The organism is Pseudomonas sp. TH04, assembly GCF_016651355.1.
Lineage (GTDB): Bacteria > Pseudomonadota > Gammaproteobacteria > Pseudomonadales > Pseudomonadaceae > Aquipseudomonas > Aquipseudomonas fluorescens.
On sequence record NZ_JAEKEA010000001.1, the window covers coordinates 791,999 to 809,674 of the forward strand.

Annotated in this window: 16 protein-coding genes; 11 read left to right on the forward strand and 5 right to left on the reverse strand. The window is 61.1% G+C overall.

All coding sequences use genetic code 11. From position 1 onward, the window contains the following. Positions 1-44 precede the first annotated feature (44 nt). From JFT85_RS03505 to JFT85_RS03515, 3 genes are all read left to right on the forward strand, one after another. Positions 45-1,229 (forward strand): NAD(P)/FAD-dependent oxidoreductase, encoded by a 1,185-nt coding sequence (locus tag JFT85_RS03505; protein WP_053256295.1) that lies wholly within the window; start codon positions 45-47, stop codon positions 1,227-1,229. A gap of 59 nt (positions 1,230-1,288) precedes the next feature. Next, positions 1,289-2,146 carry a GNAT family N-acetyltransferase gene (locus JFT85_RS03510; RefSeq protein WP_053256296.1) on the forward strand — a complete coding sequence of 286 codons (858 nt, stop codon included), beginning with the start codon at positions 1,289-1,291 and terminating at the stop codon, positions 2,144-2,146. 228 nt (positions 2,147-2,374) lie between these two features. Continuing rightward, positions 2,375-3,841, forward strand: coding sequence for an aldehyde dehydrogenase family protein (locus JFT85_RS03515; protein WP_201229212.1), 1,467 nt, complete (start codon positions 2,375-2,377; stop codon positions 3,839-3,841). 392 nt (positions 3,842-4,233) lie between these two features. On the opposite strand, the gene mdeB is transcribed toward JFT85_RS03515, so the two are convergent. Then, positions 4,234-6,912, reverse strand: a complete 2,679-nt coding sequence (mdeB, locus tag JFT85_RS03520; protein ID WP_201229213.1) for an alpha-ketoglutarate dehydrogenase — start codon at positions 6,910-6,912, stop codon at positions 4,234-4,236. A 190-nt stretch (positions 6,913-7,102) separates the two neighbouring features. Between mdeB and JFT85_RS03525 the strand changes: the two genes are divergently transcribed. The 3 genes from JFT85_RS03525 to JFT85_RS03535 all read left to right on the forward strand — a co-directional run bounded on the left by JFT85_RS03525 (position 7,103) and on the right by JFT85_RS03535 (position 9,864). Further along, complete coding sequence (locus JFT85_RS03525) at positions 7,103-8,023, forward strand: class I SAM-dependent methyltransferase (RefSeq protein WP_053256533.1); 921 nt, start codon at positions 7,103-7,105, stop codon at positions 8,021-8,023. A gap of 149 nt (positions 8,024-8,172) precedes the next feature. Then, positions 8,173-8,889 carry a phosphatidylcholine synthase gene (gene pcsA, locus JFT85_RS03530; protein WP_053256299.1) on the forward strand — a complete coding sequence of 239 codons (717 nt, stop codon included), beginning with the start codon at positions 8,173-8,175 and terminating at the stop codon, positions 8,887-8,889. A gap of 195 nt (positions 8,890-9,084) precedes the next feature. Then, positions 9,085-9,864 carry a TSUP family transporter gene (locus tag JFT85_RS03535; RefSeq protein ID WP_053256300.1) on the forward strand — a complete coding sequence of 260 codons (780 nt, stop codon included), beginning with the start codon at positions 9,085-9,087 and terminating at the stop codon, positions 9,862-9,864. On the opposite strand, the gene nudC is transcribed toward JFT85_RS03535, so the two are convergent. Both nudC and JFT85_RS03545 read right to left on the reverse strand, forming a co-directional pair. After that, positions 9,832-10,665 carry an NAD(+) diphosphatase gene (gene nudC, locus JFT85_RS03540; RefSeq protein ID WP_064452210.1) on the reverse strand — a complete coding sequence of 278 codons (834 nt, stop codon included), beginning with the start codon at positions 10,663-10,665 and terminating at the stop codon, positions 9,832-9,834. The two genes, JFT85_RS03535 and nudC, sit on opposite strands and share 33 nt — an antisense overlap. Before the next feature lie 5 nt (positions 10,666-10,670). Beyond that, positions 10,671-11,483 carry a crotonase/enoyl-CoA hydratase family protein gene (locus tag JFT85_RS03545; protein ID WP_201229215.1) on the reverse strand — a complete coding sequence of 271 codons (813 nt, stop codon included), beginning with the start codon at positions 11,481-11,483 and terminating at the stop codon, positions 10,671-10,673. Between the two features lie 191 nt (positions 11,484-11,674). Here JFT85_RS03545 and JFT85_RS03550 point away from each other — a divergent pair, with 191 nt between their 5' ends. Both JFT85_RS03550 and JFT85_RS03555 read left to right on the forward strand, forming a co-directional pair. Next, positions 11,675-12,922, forward strand: a complete 1,248-nt coding sequence (locus tag JFT85_RS03550) for a chloride channel protein (protein WP_201229217.1) — start codon at positions 11,675-11,677, stop codon at positions 12,920-12,922. 95 nt (positions 12,923-13,017) lie between these two features. Next, positions 13,018-13,572, forward strand: a complete 555-nt coding sequence (locus tag JFT85_RS03555; RefSeq protein ID WP_201229219.1) for a UPF0149 family protein — start codon at positions 13,018-13,020, stop codon at positions 13,570-13,572. A gap of 6 nt (positions 13,573-13,578) precedes the next feature. On the opposite strand, the gene JFT85_RS03560 is transcribed toward JFT85_RS03555, so the two are convergent. After that, positions 13,579-14,208: a lytic polysaccharide monooxygenase auxiliary activity family 9 protein gene (locus JFT85_RS03560; RefSeq protein WP_069553046.1), complete on the reverse strand. Its 630-nt coding sequence runs from the start codon at positions 14,206-14,208 to the stop codon at positions 13,579-13,581. Between the two features lie 438 nt (positions 14,209-14,646). Between JFT85_RS03560 and JFT85_RS03565 the strand changes: the two genes are divergently transcribed. Together JFT85_RS03565 and JFT85_RS03570 are read left to right on the forward strand one after the other, a co-directional pair. Continuing rightward, positions 14,647-15,903 carry a 3-phosphoshikimate 1-carboxyvinyltransferase gene (locus JFT85_RS03565; protein WP_053256306.1) on the forward strand — a complete coding sequence of 419 codons (1,257 nt, stop codon included), beginning with the start codon at positions 14,647-14,649 and terminating at the stop codon, positions 15,901-15,903. Positions 15,904-15,934: 31 nt separating this feature from the next. Further along, positions 15,935-16,324 (forward strand): hypothetical protein, encoded by a 390-nt coding sequence (locus JFT85_RS03570; RefSeq protein WP_053256307.1) that lies wholly within the window; start codon positions 15,935-15,937, stop codon positions 16,322-16,324. Here JFT85_RS03570 and JFT85_RS03575 read toward each other — a convergent pair whose 3' ends face one another. After that, positions 16,325-16,924, reverse strand: a complete 600-nt coding sequence (locus JFT85_RS03575) for an NAD(P)H-dependent oxidoreductase (RefSeq protein ID WP_201229221.1) — start codon at positions 16,922-16,924, stop codon at positions 16,325-16,327. Positions 16,925-17,007: 83 nt separating this feature from the next. Between JFT85_RS03575 and JFT85_RS03580 the strand changes: the two genes are divergently transcribed. Next, the gene (locus JFT85_RS03580; RefSeq protein WP_201229223.1) at positions 17,008-17,610 is read left to right on the forward strand and encodes a TetR/AcrR family transcriptional regulator; all 603 of its coding nucleotides are present in this window, start codon (positions 17,008-17,010) and stop codon (positions 17,608-17,610) included. Positions 17,611-17,676: the final 66 nt, after the last annotated feature.

The window sequence follows — 17,676 nt, forward strand, 5'->3', positions numbered from 1 at the left end:
CTTAAGGTGATGCGTATTGCTCTCGACCACAGTGAGGCGCCCTCATGAAACCGCAAAAAAGCGATGTATTGATTATCGGCGGCGGCATCATGGGGTCGGCGTCAGCGTTTTTTCTCAGCCGGCGTGGACACTCCGTCACCCTGCTGGAGCGTGATCAGATTGGCCAGTACGCCAGCGGCGTGAACTTCGGCAACGTGCGGCGCCAGGGGCGTTACCTGGGGCAGTTGCAACTGGCTAACCGCTCCTTTGCCTTGTGGAAGCGCCTGCCGGAGCTGATCGACGACGACCTTGAGTTCATCGCCAGTGGCCATATGCGCGTGTGTTACCGCGAGGACGAGATCGCTGAGCTGCAAGCCTACGCCGAGGCTCCCGAGGCCCGTGAGCTGGGTTTGCAGATCCTGACCGGCAAAGCCTTGCATACCCGCTTTCCGTTCCTGGGCCCGGAAGTCAAAGGTGGCTCCTACGCCCCTCACGATGGCCACGCGAACCCACGCCTGGCGGCGCCGGCGTTTGCCCGGGCGGCCAGGCGCCTGGGTGCGCGGATCGAAGAGCGTATCGAAGTCATCGAGGTGCAGAAAGTGGGCGGTCACTTCCACGTCACGACCACCGATGGCCAACGCTTCGTCGCCGAGCAACTGCTGATCACCGCGGGCGCGTGGGCCGCCAAACTGGCTGAGCAATTCGGAGAACCCGTACCGCTGGAACCCAATGGCCCGCAGATGTCGGTGACCGAACCGGTTCCTTACGCCTTGCCGACGGTGATCGGCGTATTTACCAAGATCAAGGAAGAGGTGATCTACTTCCGCCAGATCCCGCGCGGCAACATCATCATCGGCGGCGGCAACCGCTGCACCCCGGACATGCTCAACCGGCGCGCCTTCTTCAAGCCCGAAAGCCTGCTCAACCAGATGCGACAAATGCGCCGCCTGCTACCGGGCGCCGAGAAGCTGAACATCATCCGGGTATGGAGCGGCATCGAAAGCTACACGCCGGACTCTCTGCCGGTCATCGGCCGCAGCGGGGCCGTCGATGGCTTATTTTATGCGTTCGGCTTCTGTGGTCATGGTTTCCAGCTTGGCCCGGGCGTCGGCGATGTGATGGCCGAACTGATCAGCACCGGCAGTACCAGCACCTTGATCAGCCCATTCGATATCCGCCGGTTCACGAACCCCAGCGCGATTGAAATGCCGTTATCGGCAAGCCTCCTCAACACAGGCAAACTTATATGAGTCGCGTGCCAAAACGCCCTGACTGCCCGACCCAAAATCCTCAACTTCAAGGAGGTTGCATGTCCGTAACGTCAGGCTCTACCTATCGGTACCGTGCTGTTACCGCGGCGGATATGCCCGCAGCACACGCGCTCTCGGCCCACCTGAAATGGCCTCATCGAGAAGCAGACTGGGCCATGGTGCAGCGCACATCGCAAGGCTTTGTCGCCGAGCATAAAGGGCAGTTGGTGGGTGTCGCGTTCACTTGCCATCAAGGCGCTTACTCGTCCATCGGCCTGGTGATCGTGAGTGATGAGCACCAAGGAAAGGGGATCGGGCGTCAACTGATGAACCTGTGCTTGGCAGCCACTGCACCACGCACGCCGATTCTCAATGCCACCGAGTCGGGCGCACCGCTCTACGCAAGCATGGGGTTCGTCGACTTCGCGCGTATCCAGCAGCATCAAGGGGTGCCACAGGCGCCTGAGCAGATGCCTTTGATCAAGGGCTCGCAGTGTCGTGCATTGCATCCTGCGGATTACCCTCGGCTGATTGAATTGGCCAATGCGGGCAGTGGCCTGGACCGCACAGCGGTGCTCAATGATTTGCTCCCGATGGCCGAGTCTGTGGTCGGTATTGACGTGGATGGGGAACTACAAGGCATTGCCCTCCTGCGTCGCTTTGGCCGTGGCCATATCATTGGACCGGTTGTTGCAAAGAGCCAGGAGCAAGCCCAACACCTGATTACCCACCTGCTGCGGTTGATACCTGGCGCCTTCGTGCGCTTCGACATTCTTGCCGATTGTGGGTTGGCCGTCTGGCTGGAGCGTCTGGGGCTGCCATGCGTTGATAGAGCGCCGCGGATGGTTCTGGGCGCGCCCCCGAAATCAATCGACGGGGTCAGCCAGTTTGCTCTGGTTACCCAAGCAATCGGCTAGCGATCCCGGCGGGCCGCAAGCGTTTTATACGGTGCAAAAGGCTCCGTTGCATTAATGCAAAGTAAGCCCGCCAGATACAGCAGAATATCCCTTGCAGACGCGAACAACGGCATATTTTGCAGGGCCGTTTTGTTAGCTTATTAAGACGACACGGCCCCAAGCATTTACGGGGCGCTACAGCGACGCGCTTGTTCGCAGCGCCTATTACCGCTCTAAGGAGCTAGTTGGATGACCACGCAATCTTCGAATAGCCATGGCGTTGATCCGCAAACCTCTCTCATGTTTTATATCAACGGCCGTTGGTGTTGCCCGGCGATCCCAGCCAGTTTGCCGGTGGTCAATCCTGCAAGTGAAGAGGTTGTTGCACAGGTCGCCCGCGGATCTACCGAAGATGTCGATCGGGCAGTGGCTGCGGCGCGTGCGGCATTTCCTGGTTGGTCTGCTTCCTCGACAGCAGCGCGTGCGCGTGTGCTTGGCAAGCTCTACGAGCTGATCCTCGAACGAAAAGAGCTGCTTGCCCAGGCCCTCTCTCTCGAAATGGGCGCAGCCATCGGTTTCGCCCGGGCGATGCAAGTTCCACTGGCGGCCGAACACGTGCGTGTCGCGCGTGACCTGCTGTCCAGCTATCGTTTCCAAACGGTTGAAGGCGGCACCGCGATTGAACGCGAACCCATCGGTGTCTGCGGCCTCATCACGCCGTGGAACTGGCCGCTTTATCAAATCACCGCGAAAGTCGCCCCGGCGATAGCTGCCGGTTGCACAGTGGTGTTGAAACCCAGCGAACTGTCCCCCCTGAGCGCCCTTCTTTTTGCCCAACTGGTACACGACGCAGGCCTCCCGCCCGGTGTCTTCAACTTGGTGAACGGAAGCGGCTCCGAGGTCGGCGCGGCCATGGCGGCGCATGCCGATATCGATATGATTTCAATCACCGGCTCTAACCGCGCTGGCGCACTGGTTGCGCAAGCGGCGGCGCCCACGGTGAAACGCGTTACACAGGAGTTGGGAGGCAAGTCCCCAAACCTTCTGCTGCCCGACGCCGATTTCGCCAAAGCCGTGCCCTTGGGGGTGATGTCTGCATTTCGCAACGTAGGGCAATCCTGCAGCGCGCCGACAAGAATGATCGTTCCAAAAAACCGCCTGGCAGAAGTTGAGTCGCTGGCTGCGGCAACCGCCAATGCAATCATCGTGGGTGACCCGCAATCGGAAGACACGATACTGGGCCCCATTGCCAACGAGGCACAATTCAATCGCGTTCAAGCCATGATCAAGCTGGGCCTGGACGAGGGTGCAAAACTGGTTTGCGGTGGGCCAGGACGCGTGCCGGGTTTTGAGAAAGGCTTTTTTACCCGACCGACTGTTTTCTCCGAGGTGGACTCTGCAATGCGGATCGCTCAAGAGGAAATTTTTGGTCCCGTGTTGTGCATCATTGCGTATGAGACGGTCGATGAGGCGGTCGCTATCGCAAACAATACGATCTATGGGCTGGGCGCCCATGTTCAGGGGCAGAACCTTGATCTTGTACGGGCTGTTGCCTCTCGCATTCGTGCAGGTCAAGTGCACCTGAACTACCCCGCGTGGAATCCAATGGCGCCCTTCGGTGGCTACAAGCGCTCGGGCAATGGTCGAGAGTACGGTGTACACGGCTTTGAAGAGTACCTTGAAACCAAAGCTATCATTGGATTTGGTGAGGCGTGAGTCACCGACGTTTCAAACAGCGGCCGGCTGCCGCTCTTTTTTCCCCCTAAAAAAACTCAATCTAGGTTGTTCAGTAGGTACTCAGGTCATTTTGAGAAGCGCTTTCAAGACAGCCACCTTTGGATTCCCTAAAGTGAAATGTGGGGGCTGGCCCAATTTGTCACACAGCATTGACGCGTTGTCACGATGAGCTGACAGACAGATCTGGAAATAAGCTGGCTGATAATTCAGGCCCTTCATTTACCTGCAGCACTGAGGAGAACAGCCAAGCCGTACACTTGAAGGTTGAAAGTCCGCAACATTGCTCGCGAATGCAGTCTGTCAGTCAATAAATCAGCTGACGGATTCAGCGCATTCGCGAGCAAGCCCGCACCCACTTTGGTGTGCGCCAGTCAGCCAACCCAGGACGCATCCCGCTCCGTCTGCAAGCCATAGCGTGCAATCGCTTCCTGGCACACCCGCACCTCCAGGGTTCCCTGCTCCACCAGCGCCGTCAGCGCCGCCAGCACAATGTGGTGCCGATCGACCTCAAAGAAATCACGCAACGCCGCCCGAGTATCACTGCGACCGAACCCATCGGTGCCGAGCACGGTGTAGCTGGCGTCCAGGTACGAAGCGATCATCTGCGGCACCGCGCGTACATAGTCGGACACCGCAATCACCGGTGCGCCGTGGGGCAAGCAGTCCTGGACATGGCTGCAACGCTTGGCGGCCTGCGGGTGCAGGCGATTCCAGCGCTCGACGTCGCGCGCTTCGCGCGCCAGCTCGCTGAAACTGGTGACGCTGAACACCTCGCTAGCCACTTGCCAATCCTCGGCCAACAACTGCGCGGCTGCCTGGGCCTCACGCACCAGGGTGCCGGAACCGAGCAAGCGCACCTGAGCGTCGACACCGCCCTCCAGGCGATACATGCCCTTGATGATCGCCGCCTCTACCCCTGCGGGCAGGCTTGGTTGCGGGTAGTTTTCGTTCATCAGGGTGACGTAGTAGAACTCGTCCACGTCGTGTTCGAGCATCTGGCGCATGCCGTGGTCGAGAATCACCGCGAACTCGCCGGCAAACGCCGGATCGTAGGCGCGGCAGTTGGGCACGGTGGCGGCGCTGAGATGGCTGCTGCCGTCCTGGTGCTGCAACCCTTCGCCACCCAAGGTGGTGCGCCCGGCGGTGGCACCGAGCAGGAAGCCACGGGCACGTTGATCGGCGGCAGCCCAGATCAGATCGCCGACGCGCTGGAATCCGAACATCGAGTAATAGATGTAGAACGGCAACATGCGCAGGCCATGCACCGAATAACTGGTGGCCGCCGCCACCCAGGAACTGATGGCGCTGGCTTCGCTGATACCCTCCTCCAGAATCTGCCCGTCGGTGGCTTCGCGGTAGCTGAGGATCGAGCCGATGTCTTCTGGCTCGTAACACTGGCCGACACTGGAATAGATGCCAATCTGCTTGAACAGGTTGGCCATGCCAAAGGTGCGCGCCTCATCGGCGACGATCGGCACAATACGCGGGCCCAGGGCCTTGTCCTTGAGCAGGTTGGTGAGCATGCGCACGAAGGCCATGGTGGTGGACATTTCCTTGCCCGCCGCCAACGTGGCGAAACCGGCGTATGCCATCACCGGGGGTACGTTTACCGGCGCTGCGCGTTGGCTGCGGCTGGGCACATAACCGCCCAGCGCATGGCGACGCTCACGCAGGTAGCGCAATTCAAGGCTGTCATCCGACGGTTTAAAGAAACTCAGCGATTCGGTCTGCGCATCCGACAGCGGCAGCTGGAAGCGATTGCGAAAGGCCAGCAGCGCCTCGCGATCCAGCTTCTTCTGCTGGTGAGTGGTCATCTTGCCCTGCCCGGCTTCGCCCATGCCGAAGCCCTTTTTGGTCTGGGCCAGGATGACCGTCGGCTGGCCTTTGACGCGGCGCGCGGCGTGGTAGGCGGCGTGGATCTTGACCATGTCGTGGCCACCGCGCTTCAGGCGGTCGATCTGTTCGTCGCTCATGCCCTTGACCAGTTTGGCCAGAGACGCACTTTGGCCGAAAAAATGTTCGCGGTTATAGGCGCCGTCTTTCGCGGCGAACGTCTGGAATTGCCCGTCGACCGTTTGCGACAGGGTATTGACCAGTGAGCCGTCGCTGTCCTTGGCGAGCAAGGCATCCCAGTCGGAACCCCACACCAGTTTGATCACGTTCCAGCCGGCACCGGCAAATAACGCCTCCAGCTCGTCGATGATGCGACCATTGCCGCGCACCGGGCCGTCGAGGCGTTGCAGGTTGCAGTTGACCACCCAAGTGAGATTGTCCAGGCCTTCGCGGGCGGCCAGGGTCAGGGCCGACATGCTTTCCGGCTCATCCATTTCGCCGTCACCGAATACGCCCCACACGTGGCGGTCGGTGGTGTCCAGCAAACCGCGATGCTGCAGGTAACGCATGAATCGCGCCTGGAAAATCGAACTGATCGGGCCGATGCCCATGGAACCGGTGGGGAACTGCCAGAAGTCGGGCATCAACCACGGGTGTGGGTAGCTGGAGAGCCCGCGCGCGCCGGCTTTTGGTGCTCCGATCTCTTGCCGATAGTGGGCCAGGTCGTTTTCGCTCAAGCGCCCTTCGAGAAAGGCACGCGCGTAAATACCGGGCGCAGAATGCGGTTGGTAGAACACCAGGTCGCCGCCGAACCCATGGTTGCGGGCGCGAAAGAAGTGGTTGAAGCCGACTTCGAACAAATCCGCCGCACTGGCGTAACTGGCGATATGCCCACCAAGTTCGCCATACGCCTGGTTGGCCCGCACCACCATGGCCAGGGCATTCCAACGCACCAGCGAGGCCACGCGCTCTTCGGTGGCGAGGTCGCCGGGAAAGGCCGGCTGCTGCTCGACGCTGATGCTGTTGATATACGGCGTGCCGTGGCGCGGTTTCCAGTCGATAGCCGGGGCGCTGCCTTCACGTGCCAGCAGGTCGAGAATCTGCCGCGCCCGCGCCGGACCGGCATTGGCCACCAGCGACGCCAGAGCGTCACGCCATTCGTCCTGTTCTACTTGATCCACAGCCGTGTGACTGACTGCACGCGCGAAACCGTTCATGGGCACCTCCGGGCTTTTTTTCCAGTTTATGTCGGTGCCAGAGGTTTTTTTGACTGTTATCCGCCGTGCGCTTGCGCACTTTGAGCATGAATCACTGCCAATCCGCTTTTTTCCAGCACGTTGTGCTGAAGCCCCCTGAAACCCGTAACTGTGTTTAAAATGCCGCCCGCTCAAAGAACGACGCTGAATGATGAACCCAGACGCACTCGCTACCTTGCACGCCCATTTGCTCACCGCCCTGGCCAGCGCACCCGCTGAAACCCGGCGCTTGTTCCACGGCCGTGGCCGCTGCTGGCCGGGCCTGGAACAACTGACGGTGGACTGGCTGCAAGGCGTGGTGCTGGTTGCCCTGTTCAAAGAAACCGCGCATCTGGAGGCTTTGAAGCAGCACCTGTTGCAAATTGATTGGGCGCAGTTCGGTGTGCATACGGTCGCCCTGCAACACCGCTACCTGCCGCAGAGCACCACCGAATGGCTGGTGGGCGCTGCGATTGATGAGCTGACCATCACCGAAGGCGGCCTGCGTTACCTGATCGACCTGGGTAAAAAGCAGAACAGCGGGCTGTTCCTCGACATGCGCTACGGCCGCAACTGGGTCCGCGAGCAGGCCAAGGGGCAGCGCGTGCTCAACTTGTTCGCCTACACCTGTGGGTTTTCGGTCGCTGCCATCGAAGGCGGCGCGGACCATGTGGTGAACCTGGACATGGCCCGTGGTGCCCTGAGCCGCGGGCGCGACAACCATCGCCTGAACGGTCACGACCTGAGCAAGGTCAGCTTTCTGGGCCACGACTTGTTCAAGTCCTGGGCCAAAGTCACCAACAGCGGCCCTTATGACCTGGTGATCATCGACCCGCCCTCCTTCCAGAAAGGCAGCTTTCTACTGACCAAGGACTACCAGCGCGTACTGCGCCGCCTGCCGGATTTGCTCACGGCGCAAGGCACGGTATTGGCTTGCATGAACGACCCGGCCTTCGGCGAAGACTTCCTGATTGACGGCGTCACCCGCGAAGCACCGGGCCTGCGCTTCATCGAGCGGCTGGAGAACCCACCGGAATTTGCGGATATCGACCCACAAAGTGGTCTGAAGGCACTGGTGTTCCGTCAGGGCTGATGCCGAAACGTCTTACGCTTGCTACGCTAAGTGATACGCCGGGCAGGTGAACCTTATCCCTCTCTTCCCGGTCGATACCTGCATTCCCTGGCCAGACTCGACGGCGTTACGTTGTCGGCTGCCCCGTTTCACCTTTTGGAGAACCGCCCGTGATATCGACCCTGCATGTAGCCAGACTCAAAGCCTGGGGCGCCCACGGCTTTACCGCCACCGGTGTGGTATTGGCCTTCCTGGCCACCCTGGCACTGCTGGAAAACTCACCCAAGGCTTGCCTGCTTTGGCTGGGCCTCGCGCTGGTGGTCGATGGTGTCGACGGCTCGCTGGCGCGCCGAGTGAATGTCAGCACGGTATTACCGAGCTTTGATGGCTCGGTGCTCGACCTGGTGATTGATTACCTGACCTACGTGTTTATTCCGGCACTGTTTATCTACCGCTATATCGACCTGCCGGACTTTACGCACCTGTTCACGGTCTCGGTGATTCTGGTGTCGTCGTTGTTCTGCTTCTGCAACGTGAATATGAAGAGCAAGGACAACTACTTTGTCGGCTTCCCCGCCGCGTGGAACGTGGTTGCCCTGTGCGTCTACATCATCCAGCCGCAAGCCTGGGTCACCTTGCTGACCGTGATCGGCCTGGCGCTGTTGACGGTGACACCGATGAAGTTCCTGCACCCGTTCCGGGTCAAGCGGTTCATGCCGATCAACATCGCGGTCACCACCATCTGGTTGCTGTGCAGCTTTCTGATGGTCGTGGATTATCCGAATACCAACCCGTGGACGTTCGGGTTGTGGTCGCTGATGTCGGCTTACTTCCTCGGGATTTGTGTGTGGCGCACCGCGCTGGAATGGTTAGGCACACACCGTTAATAAAGTGGGCAGGATTTAAAAGGTGGGAGCGGGCTTGCTCGCGAAAGCGGTGGATCAGTTACAGATGTGTTGACTGATACTCCGTTTTCGCGAGCAAGCCCGCTCCCACATTTGGTTCTGCCTTGATCAGACAGGTAAGATACTGGCCTTCGGTACAGCCCTTTCGCTGCGCCCTGCCAATAATAAGCCCTGCCCATGCCCTTCGAACTCAGCGTTGACCTGACCACCCTCGCCATTCTCGCCGTCGTTGCCTTCATCGCCGGTTTCATCGACGCCATCGCCGGCGGCGGCGGCCTGCTCACCACGCCGGCCTTGCTGACCGCCGGCATGCCGCCACACCTGGTACTGGGCACCAACAAGCTGAGTTCGACGTTCGGCTCCGCCACCGCGAGCTTCACCTTCTACCGGCGCAAACTGTTTCACCCGCGCCAATGGGTGCACGCCATCGTCGGCACCCTGATCGGGGCCCTGGCCGGTGCGGTGGTCGCCCACTACCTGCCCGCCGAAACCCTGAACAAAATGCTGCCGGTGATCGTGTTCGGCTGCGGTGTGTACCTGCTGTTCGGCGGCACGCCCAAGGCGCCGCTGGATGCCGATGCACCCATCAAGAAGAAATGGCAGTCCACCCAAGGCTTCGGCCTGGGCTTCTACGATGGCGTGGCCGGCCCCGGCACGGGCGCGTTCTGGACGGTGAGCACAATGCTGCTGCACCCGATCGACCTGGTCAAAGCCAGCGGCGTGGCGCGCAGCATGAACTTCGTCAGCAACGCGGCAGCGCTGTCGGTGTTCATCTTCAACGGTTCGGTGGACTGGATCGTCGGCCTGGCGATGGGCTTCTCGGTAATGGGTGGCGCGTTCTTTGGCGCACGCAGCGCGATCAGCGGCGGCGCCAAATTCATTCGCCCGGTGTTTATCACCGTGGTCCTCGGCCTGACGGTGCGCCTAGCCTGGCAGCACTGGTTCAGCGTGGCCTAAGCGTCGGGCCAGGTAGAGGTCGATCAGGTAACGCGCAATCGAGCGTGACGCCGGCAATGGCGGCAGGTCGTGGATGTTGAACCATTGCGCGTCTTCGATCTCATCGGCCTGGGGCACGATGTCACCGCCGGCGTACTCGGCATGGAACCCGAGCATCATCGAGTGTGGGAACGGCCAGCATTGGCTGCCCATGTACTGGATATTCTTGACCTCCACCTGCACTTCTTCGCGGACTTCGCGAATCAGGCAGTCTTCAGCGGACTCACCCGGCTCGGCAAACCCGGCCAGGGTGCTGTAGACACCGCTGACAAAGCGCGGCGAGCGGGCCAACAGAATCTCGTCGCCACGGGTCACCAGCACGATCATGCTCGGCGAAATCCTCGGGTAGCTGCGCAGGTCACATGCCTGGCAATACATCGCCCGCTCCCGTGGCACCTGGACCATGGCCTGGCCGCAACTGCCGCAAAACCGGTGCTCCCGGGCCCAAGTGCCAATCTGCGCGGCGTAACCCAACACTTTGTACAGCGTGTGGTCGCCTTGCAGCATGAAGCCGCGCAAGCCCTGCCAACTGCAACCCGGCACATCACTGGCCGAGTTGAGTTCAAGCAAGTACACCGGTTCGCCATCGAGGTGGCCGATGCCATGTTCGGCGAATACCGAAAGGTCCTGGCGCTTGAGCCATTCCCTGGGGAATAGCGGGCCGTTGGTGTCATGCAAAAAGCCTTCGCGGCTGCGGGCGACGGCCCAGCCGCCTGGGGCGTCGTTGTCGAGCAGCGTTGTGGTAATCCAGCCTGGGGTCATGTCGGTCAATCCACGAATTCGGGTTTCTGCTTGCTCATGTGGGCCGCGATGGCCACACGCAGGTCGTTGGATTGCAACATAGCCGAGTTCCAGGTGGCAACGTATTCCAAACCATCATTGACCGTATGGTCGCGCATGTAGCTGATCATGGCCTTGGTGCCGGTCACGGCGATCGGCGACTTGGCGGCGATTTGCCGGGCGATGTCCATCACGCCGGCCAACAGGCTTTCCTGATCGGCATACACCCGATTGACCAGGCCGATGCTGCGCGCTTCCTGCGCGCCAAACTGACGGCCGGTATACGCCAGTTCACGCAACATGCCGTCGCCGATGATGCGCGGCAGACGCTGCAAGGTGCCGACGTCGGCGGCCATGCCGATGTCGATTTCCTTGATGGAAAACTGCGCATCCTCGGCGGCGTAACGCATGTCGCAGGCGCTGATCAGGTCGATAGCGCCGCCAATGCAGTAGCCGTGGATCGCCGCCAGTACCGGTTTGCGGCAGTTGTCGACGGCGTTGAACGACGCTTGCAGTTCCAGGATCTTGCGGCGCAGCAGGCGTGCGTTGCGGCCTACGTCCTTGCCGAAGGCATTGGCCACCGAGGCGAGCATCATCAGGTCGATGCCCGACGAGAAATGCTTGCCGGCGCCGCTGAGCACCACGGCGCGCACCGCGTCGGTGTCTTCGACCCACTGGAAGATGTCGATGATTTCGGTCCAGAACGCCGCGTTCATCGCGTTGATCTTTTCCGGGCGGTTGATCTGCACATGGGCAACATTGCCGGTAATTTCGACGAGGAAGGCTTGGTATTCGGACATGGCAGTGATCCCTGACTGGCGAGTGATAAGGCCCGAACTATAACAAGGGAGCGCGACGGCGCATCGGCCAAAAACGGGACTGGCAAAGGTAATGAAAGGGTGTGGGCGGCAGGTTCACGCAGCGCCGATACATTTCATCCCGAAAGCGCGCCATATCGGCTATAAATCAGGGCCCTTGCCTGGAGCCGTGTATGCCGACCACGTTGCGTTCATCGTTGATGCTGGCCCTGGTGGTCGTGCTGACCGGGATCGGCGCGGGCCTGGGCGGCATGCTCCTGGCGTTGCTGCTGCATGCCATCCAGCATTTGGCCTACGGTTACAGCCTCGACAGCCTGCTCAGCCATGAAACCTTTTTATGGGGCGTAACCGCTGCGCCGCCGGAACGCCGCCTGTGGGTGCTGATGGTGTGCGGCGTGGTGGCCGGGTTGGGCTGGTGGACGATTTATCGCTACGGTCGCCCGCTGGTCAGTATCAAGCAGGCGGTCTCTCCCAGTATGCCGAGCATGCCGCCCAAGACCACCCTCGCCCACAGCGTGCTGCAGATCATCACCGTGGCCCTTGGCTCGCCACTCGGGCGTGAAGTGGCGCCGCGTGAAGTCGGCGCGTTGGCGGCGACGTGGTTGTCGCAACGTGCGCGACTTGAACCGGACATGCACCGTTTGATCGTGGCGTGCGGTGCGGGCGCCGGGCTGGCGGCGGTGTATAACGTGCCGTTGGGCGGTGCGATATTTGTGCTGGAAGTGCTGGTGGGGGCATTCAGTTGGCCGGCGGCGGTGATTGCCCTGACGACTTCGGCGCTGGGCGCGGCCGTGGCGTGGATCGGTTTGGGCGCGCAATCGCAATATGAGGTGCCGCATTTTGTGCTGAGCCCGGCATTGATCGCCTGGGCGCTGGTCTGCGGGCCGGTGTTTGGCGTGGCCGCCTATGGCTTTACCCGCCTGACCGGCGCCGCCAGGGCCAATGCCGCGCGCGGCTGGCGTTTGCCGGTGTTGTCGGTAATCAACTTCACGATTATCGGTGGGCTGGCGATGCTGCTGCCGCAGATACTCGGCAATGGCAAAGGCCCGGCGCAATTGGGTTTCGACAATGAACTGAGCATCGGCCTGGCCGCCATTCTGCTGCTGGTCAAGGTACTGATCACCGCCAGCAGCCTGCGCGCCGGGGCCGAAGGCGGCCTGCTGACGCCGGGCCTGGCCAACGGCGCATTGCTGGCGATCATCCTCGGCGGTGGTTGGAGCCTGCTGTGGCCCGGCGTGCCGCTGGGTGCGTTTGCGATCATCGGCGCGGCGGCGTTCCTGGCGGCCAGCATGAGTATGCCGTTGACCGCGATTGTGCTGGTGGCGGAATTTACCCGCATCGACCATGACTTTCTGGTGCCGATCATTCTCGCCGTGGTGGGTGCAATGTGCGTGAGCAAGCTGTGCCAACGTCGCGGGTAAGTCCCGGTAAAAACGCTGGAAAAAAGCTCGCCCAGGCGCCATTCTTCGCGCTTTAAGCCGCCCACCAGCGGCGCTCGACGCTCAAAGGAAATGCCATGCACGCCCAACCTCTCGCCCCTGCCGATTTCGAATTCATCGACGACACCTTGCTCAAGTACGGCGACGATCACTCGGTGCTGAACCTGGCCGAACTCGACGGCTACTTCACCGCGCTGGTGTCCAGCCCGGCTCAAGTGGAAGTCGCTGAGTGGTTCCCGGCGATCTGGGGTGGGCAGAACCCGGCCTGGGAACAGGTTGAAGAGGCCCAGCGCTTCCTCGAACTGTGCGTGCGCCATATGAATAGCCTGGCGGCGCAACTGGCAACCGACGCGCACACCTTCAAGGCCCGCTTTGATGACACCGAACATCTGGGCCAAGCCGTCACGCTTGCCGAAGAATGGTGCTTTGGCTATATCCGCGGTGCCGCGATTGGCAACTGGCCGGAACTGCCCGCCGAACAGGCCGCGCAGTGGGAGAAAATTTCCTGGTGCGCCGAGCAGGATAACTTCGAGTTGCCGGCGGACCTGGATGTAAACGCCCATCAACAGCGGGTCAGCGAAATCGAACCGGCCGCGCGGGCGTTACATGATTACTGGTTGAGCCAACGTTAATCGGGCTTATTTGAAGTCCAGGTCAAACGCCTGATAAAACGCGTTGCCGGTGTTGGCCACGATCCACATCAACACCACCACGTGCCGGCCCTTCTTGCCTTTAGGCAGGGTGACCTGGTGTTCGACCTTGGCTTTCATTTCGCCGGAGTGCTGGTAGTAAGGCACTTGGGTGTAGAAGTCTTCAAAGAATGGCTTGGCCTCCAGTTGAGCGCGGCTGATGCGCTGCTTGGGGTCCCAGCCATCCTTGGTGATCAACCAACGATAGCCACGGGTGACGTGGGCGGCGGTGTATTCCCACTGCACCTTGAACACCTGGCCCGCCTCGACATTCAGCAACGGCCAGTTAAACGGGGTATTGAGCTTTTTGCTCATTTCCTCGTCGGTGAAGTTAATACAGTCACGGTCGTCGGTTTTACCGCCGCTCAGGATATGCCCATCGCCAGGTGGCGTGACGCTGGGGTCATCGGTTTCATAGGGAGCAGGGAACGGCCCGGCGGTGAGTGCCGGGAAGTTCTTGCCACCTTCCATCTCGTTGACTTGCCAGTTGCCCAACAGCCCGCGTTCGACTGCCACGGAACCACGGCTGGCCGGTGTCACAACGCGACCATGTCTGAGTTGAGTCTCGGGTTTGTTCATTTCATTCACTCCTTGATTGAATAAGCCCCGTCATGGGGCACGCTTCGAACTTACCTCGCTGCGTTTTATTGTCCAGCCGACGCTTCTCTCGGAAACGTCATACTTCGCCTGCGTTTCGCGGAGTAAAGGCCTTTGTCCTGCATCAATTTTGTCACTTGTCCTATTCGGTAACGCGCGGTACGGCTACACGCTGAGGCAGGGATAAGTCGCCAACTCGACGCCAATGCAGGGAGTGTCGGCCTGTTGGCGCGCAAGATCGAAGTGGCGCGCCAGGTCGCCGACTGCAGCGCTACCCACCGCCAGGTGAATCGGCTGATGGCGCCGTAATACGCGCCGTACAACGATCCCTGCTCGACAAGCGTGGCGTGTTTGGCTGATTATTCGGTCCGTCCGTCGCGCCACTGCGCACCACCTTGCCTTGATCAGGAGCCTTGTACCTTGAGTTCGCAGAAAACCGTGACCGTTACACCGCCTAATTTCCCCCTGAACGGCAAGGTCGCGCCGCCCGGCTCCAAATCCATTACCAACCGTGCCCTGTTGCTGGCAGCCCTGGCCAAGGGCACCAGCCGCCTGAGCGGCGCGTTGAAGAGTGATGACACCCGCCACATGTCGGTGGCCCTGCGCCAGATGGGCGTGACCATCGACGAGCCGGACGACACCACTTTCGTGGTCACCGGCTCAGGTAAACTGCAATTGCCCACGCAACCGCTGTTTCTCGGCAATGCTGGCACCGCGATGCGTTTTCTCACCGCGGCGGTGGCGACGGTCGAAGGCACGGTGGTGCTGGACGGCGATGACTACATGCAAAAACGCCCGATTGGCCCGCTGCTGGCGACCCTTGGCCAGAACGGTATCCGCGTCGACAGCCCAACCGGTTGCCCGCCAGTGACCGTGCATGGCGTGGGCAAGGTCAAGGCCAAACGTTTTGAAATCGATGGCGGCTTGTCCAGCCAGTACGTATCGGCCCTGCTGATGCTTGCCGCATGCGGCGAAGCGCCGATTGAAGTGGCGTTGACCGGCAAAGACATTGGCGCCCGTGGCTATGTGGACCTGACCCTGGACTGCATGCGCGCGTTCGGCGCTCAAGTGGAGGTGGTTGACGACACCCGCTGGCGCGTCGCCCCGACCGGCTACACCGCCCATGACTACCTGATCGAACCCGACGCCTCCGCCGCCACCTACTTGTGGGCCGCTGAAGTGTTGACCGGCGGCCACATCGACATTGGCGTCGCCGCGCAAGACTTCACCCAGCCGGACGCCAAGGCGCAAGCCGTGATTGCCCAGTTCCCACACATGCCGGCCAGCGTCGTTGGCTCACAAATGCAGGACGCGATCCCGACCCTCGCAGTGCTGGCCGCATTCAACAATACTCCGGTGCGCTTCACCGAACTGGCCAACCTGCGCGTGAAGGAATGTGACCGCGTACAGGCGCTGCACGACGGCCTTAACCAAATCCGCCCAGGTTTGGCGAGCATCGAAGGTGACGACCTGCTCGTCGCCAGCGATCCTGCGTTGGCCGGCACCTCGTGCACCGCGCTGATCGACACCCACGCCGACCACCGCATTGCCATGTGCTTTGCGCTGGCAGGCCTGAAGGTCTCCGGGGTGCGTATTCAAGACCCGGACTGCGTCGCCAAGACCTACCCTGAATACTGGAAGGCCCTGGGCAGTCTTGGGGTTGCGCTGAGCTACTGATCCAACGCGTCGGCATGGGGAGGGAGTGATCATGACAATTCGCCAACCCTGCCCACCCGGCGTGTGTGTCTGCGATCGCGAACAACTGCTGCAAGCCCCTGACGCCGACCTGCGCGTCCTCAGCCTGACGCGTCAGGAAGAGAAAAAGCTGATCGAACGCCTTGAAGACCTCAAAAGCCTGCAGGACCTGGAGCACATGCAACAGCGGATGTACGAGCTATTGGGTATCCGCGTGCATGTCGCGCCGGGGCACACCGAGGTGAAGAGCATGCGCGGGATTCTGATCACCCTCGATGAGCTGCCCGGTATGTGCCGTAAAACCCGGCAAGCCATCCCGGCGGCGATTCGCAGAGGCATGGAAAAACGCCCGGAAATTGCCTACCGCCTGCTCGACGCCCACGATTTGTTCCGCGAAGGCTGACTACCCGGCGACCGTCTCGTTTGCAAACAGGCCCTGCCCTAGCGCCTTCGCCGTGTGCAAATGCGCCTGCGCCGTGCCGCTTTCCGACTCCAGCAGCAACTTCGACGTCACCACCTGTGCGCCGCAGTAATCAAAAATCCCGTAGTCAATCTGCGTGCGCATCGCCTTGGCATAACCATGTCGTTCAAACGCGCTTGCGTCCGCTGCGCCAACTGCCAGCAGATGCACCTGCAAATGCCGCAGTTTTTTCACCACGGGGCTGTCCGGGCCGTAATCAATCGCCCAGCCGTTGACGAACACCCGGTCGACCCAGCCTTTGAGCAGGCCCGGCAGCGACCACCAATAGATCGGAAATACCAGCACCAAGGCATCCGCGCGGTCGATACGGGCCTGTTCGGCAAGCACATCAGCGGGCGGTTCGGCGTGCGTGCGGTGAACCCGATGGTCGGCGGCGGTGTAGCGCGGGTCGAAGCCTTCGGCGGCGAGGTCGGCGATCTCGTACGTATGGCCGGCCGCAGTCAGCCCTGCCGCCACTTGCACGGCGAGGCTGTGGGTCAGGGATTTGGGGTCGTGGTGGGCAACAACGAGCAGTGCGTGCATGACATTGACTCCGTTTCAGTTTAGTCTGCGCTTAAGCTACTTTTAGTAAGTTACGACCCTTAAGTTACTTTTGGTATATAAGTATGTCAAGCGATGAATCCCCTGCCCCTCGTCGACGCCTTGCACGCGAAGATCGCCTTCGCCAATTGCTGGACGTGGCCTGGCAACTGGTCAGCGATGAAGGCACCGAAGCCCTGACCCTTGGCCGCCTGGCGGAACTGGCGGGCGTGACTAAACCGGTGGTCTATGACCATTTCGTCACCCGCGCCGGATTGCTGGCGGCGCTTTACGAGGACTTCGACAGGCGCCAGAACCAGGTGCTGGCCGATTCCCTGGACGCCAGCGCCGCAACATTGGCGGACCGGGCGTGGGTGATTGCCTCGTCCTATGTCGATTGCGTGTTATTGCAAGGCCGGGAAATCCCCGGCGTGATTGCCGCCTTGAGCAGCTCGCCGGAGCTGGAAACCCTCAAGCGCAAATACGAGGCGATCTTCCTCGATAAATGCCGGGACGCCCTGGCGCCGTTCGCCGCCGGCGCCACTGTTTCCCAGGCGGCCATGCGCGCCATGCTCGGCGCGGCGGAGGCCTTGTCCCATGCGGCGGCCAGTGGCGAGATCAGCCGCGAAGAGGCGCAGCAGGAGTTGCTGGCGACGATTCTGGCGATGGTCAACCGGGCGCGCGCTTGAATCATTCTTGACGCCGATGCCGACGGCTACAGCGTGATGACCCGCGATGACGGCAGCCAGCCAGCA

What these genes read in the sequence shown, in the direction of transcription:
- JFT85_RS03570 (WP_053256307.1), top strand. Translation starts at nt 15,935, where the DNA reads ATGACAATTCGCCAACCCTGCCCACCCGGCGTGTGTGTCTGCGATCGC.
- JFT85_RS03515 (WP_201229212.1), top strand. Translation starts at nt 2,375, where the DNA reads ATGACCACGCAATCTTCGAATAGCCATGGCGTTGATCCGCAAACCTCT.
- nudC (WP_064452210.1), bottom strand. Translation starts at nt 10,665, where the DNA reads ATGACCCCAGGCTGGATTACCACAACGCTGCTCGACAACGACGCCCCA.
- JFT85_RS03505 (WP_053256295.1), top strand. Translation starts at nt 45, where the DNA reads ATGAAACCGCAAAAAAGCGATGTATTGATTATCGGCGGCGGCATCATG.
- JFT85_RS03560 (WP_069553046.1), bottom strand. Translation starts at nt 14,208, where the DNA reads ATGAACAAACCCGAGACTCAACTCAGACATGGTCGCGTTGTGACACCG.
- JFT85_RS03575 (WP_201229221.1), bottom strand. Translation starts at nt 16,924, where the DNA reads ATGCACGCACTGCTCGTTGTTGCCCACCACGACCCCAAATCCCTGACC.
- mdeB (WP_201229213.1), bottom strand. Translation starts at nt 6,912, where the DNA reads ATGAACGGTTTCGCGCGTGCAGTCAGTCACACGGCTGTGGATCAAGTA.
- JFT85_RS03525 (WP_053256533.1), top strand. Translation starts at nt 7,103, where the DNA reads ATGAACCCAGACGCACTCGCTACCTTGCACGCCCATTTGCTCACCGCC.
- JFT85_RS03535 (WP_053256300.1), top strand. Translation starts at nt 9,085, where the DNA reads ATGCCCTTCGAACTCAGCGTTGACCTGACCACCCTCGCCATTCTCGCC.
- JFT85_RS03510 (WP_053256296.1), top strand. Translation starts at nt 1,289, where the DNA reads ATGTCCGTAACGTCAGGCTCTACCTATCGGTACCGTGCTGTTACCGCG.
- JFT85_RS03580 (WP_201229223.1), top strand. Translation starts at nt 17,008, where the DNA reads ATGTCAAGCGATGAATCCCCTGCCCCTCGTCGACGCCTTGCACGCGAA.
- JFT85_RS03545 (WP_201229215.1), bottom strand. Translation starts at nt 11,483, where the DNA reads ATGTCCGAATACCAAGCCTTCCTCGTCGAAATTACCGGCAATGTTGCC.
- JFT85_RS03555 (WP_201229219.1), top strand. Translation starts at nt 13,018, where the DNA reads ATGCACGCCCAACCTCTCGCCCCTGCCGATTTCGAATTCATCGACGAC.
- JFT85_RS03550 (WP_201229217.1), top strand. Translation starts at nt 11,675, where the DNA reads ATGCCGACCACGTTGCGTTCATCGTTGATGCTGGCCCTGGTGGTCGTG.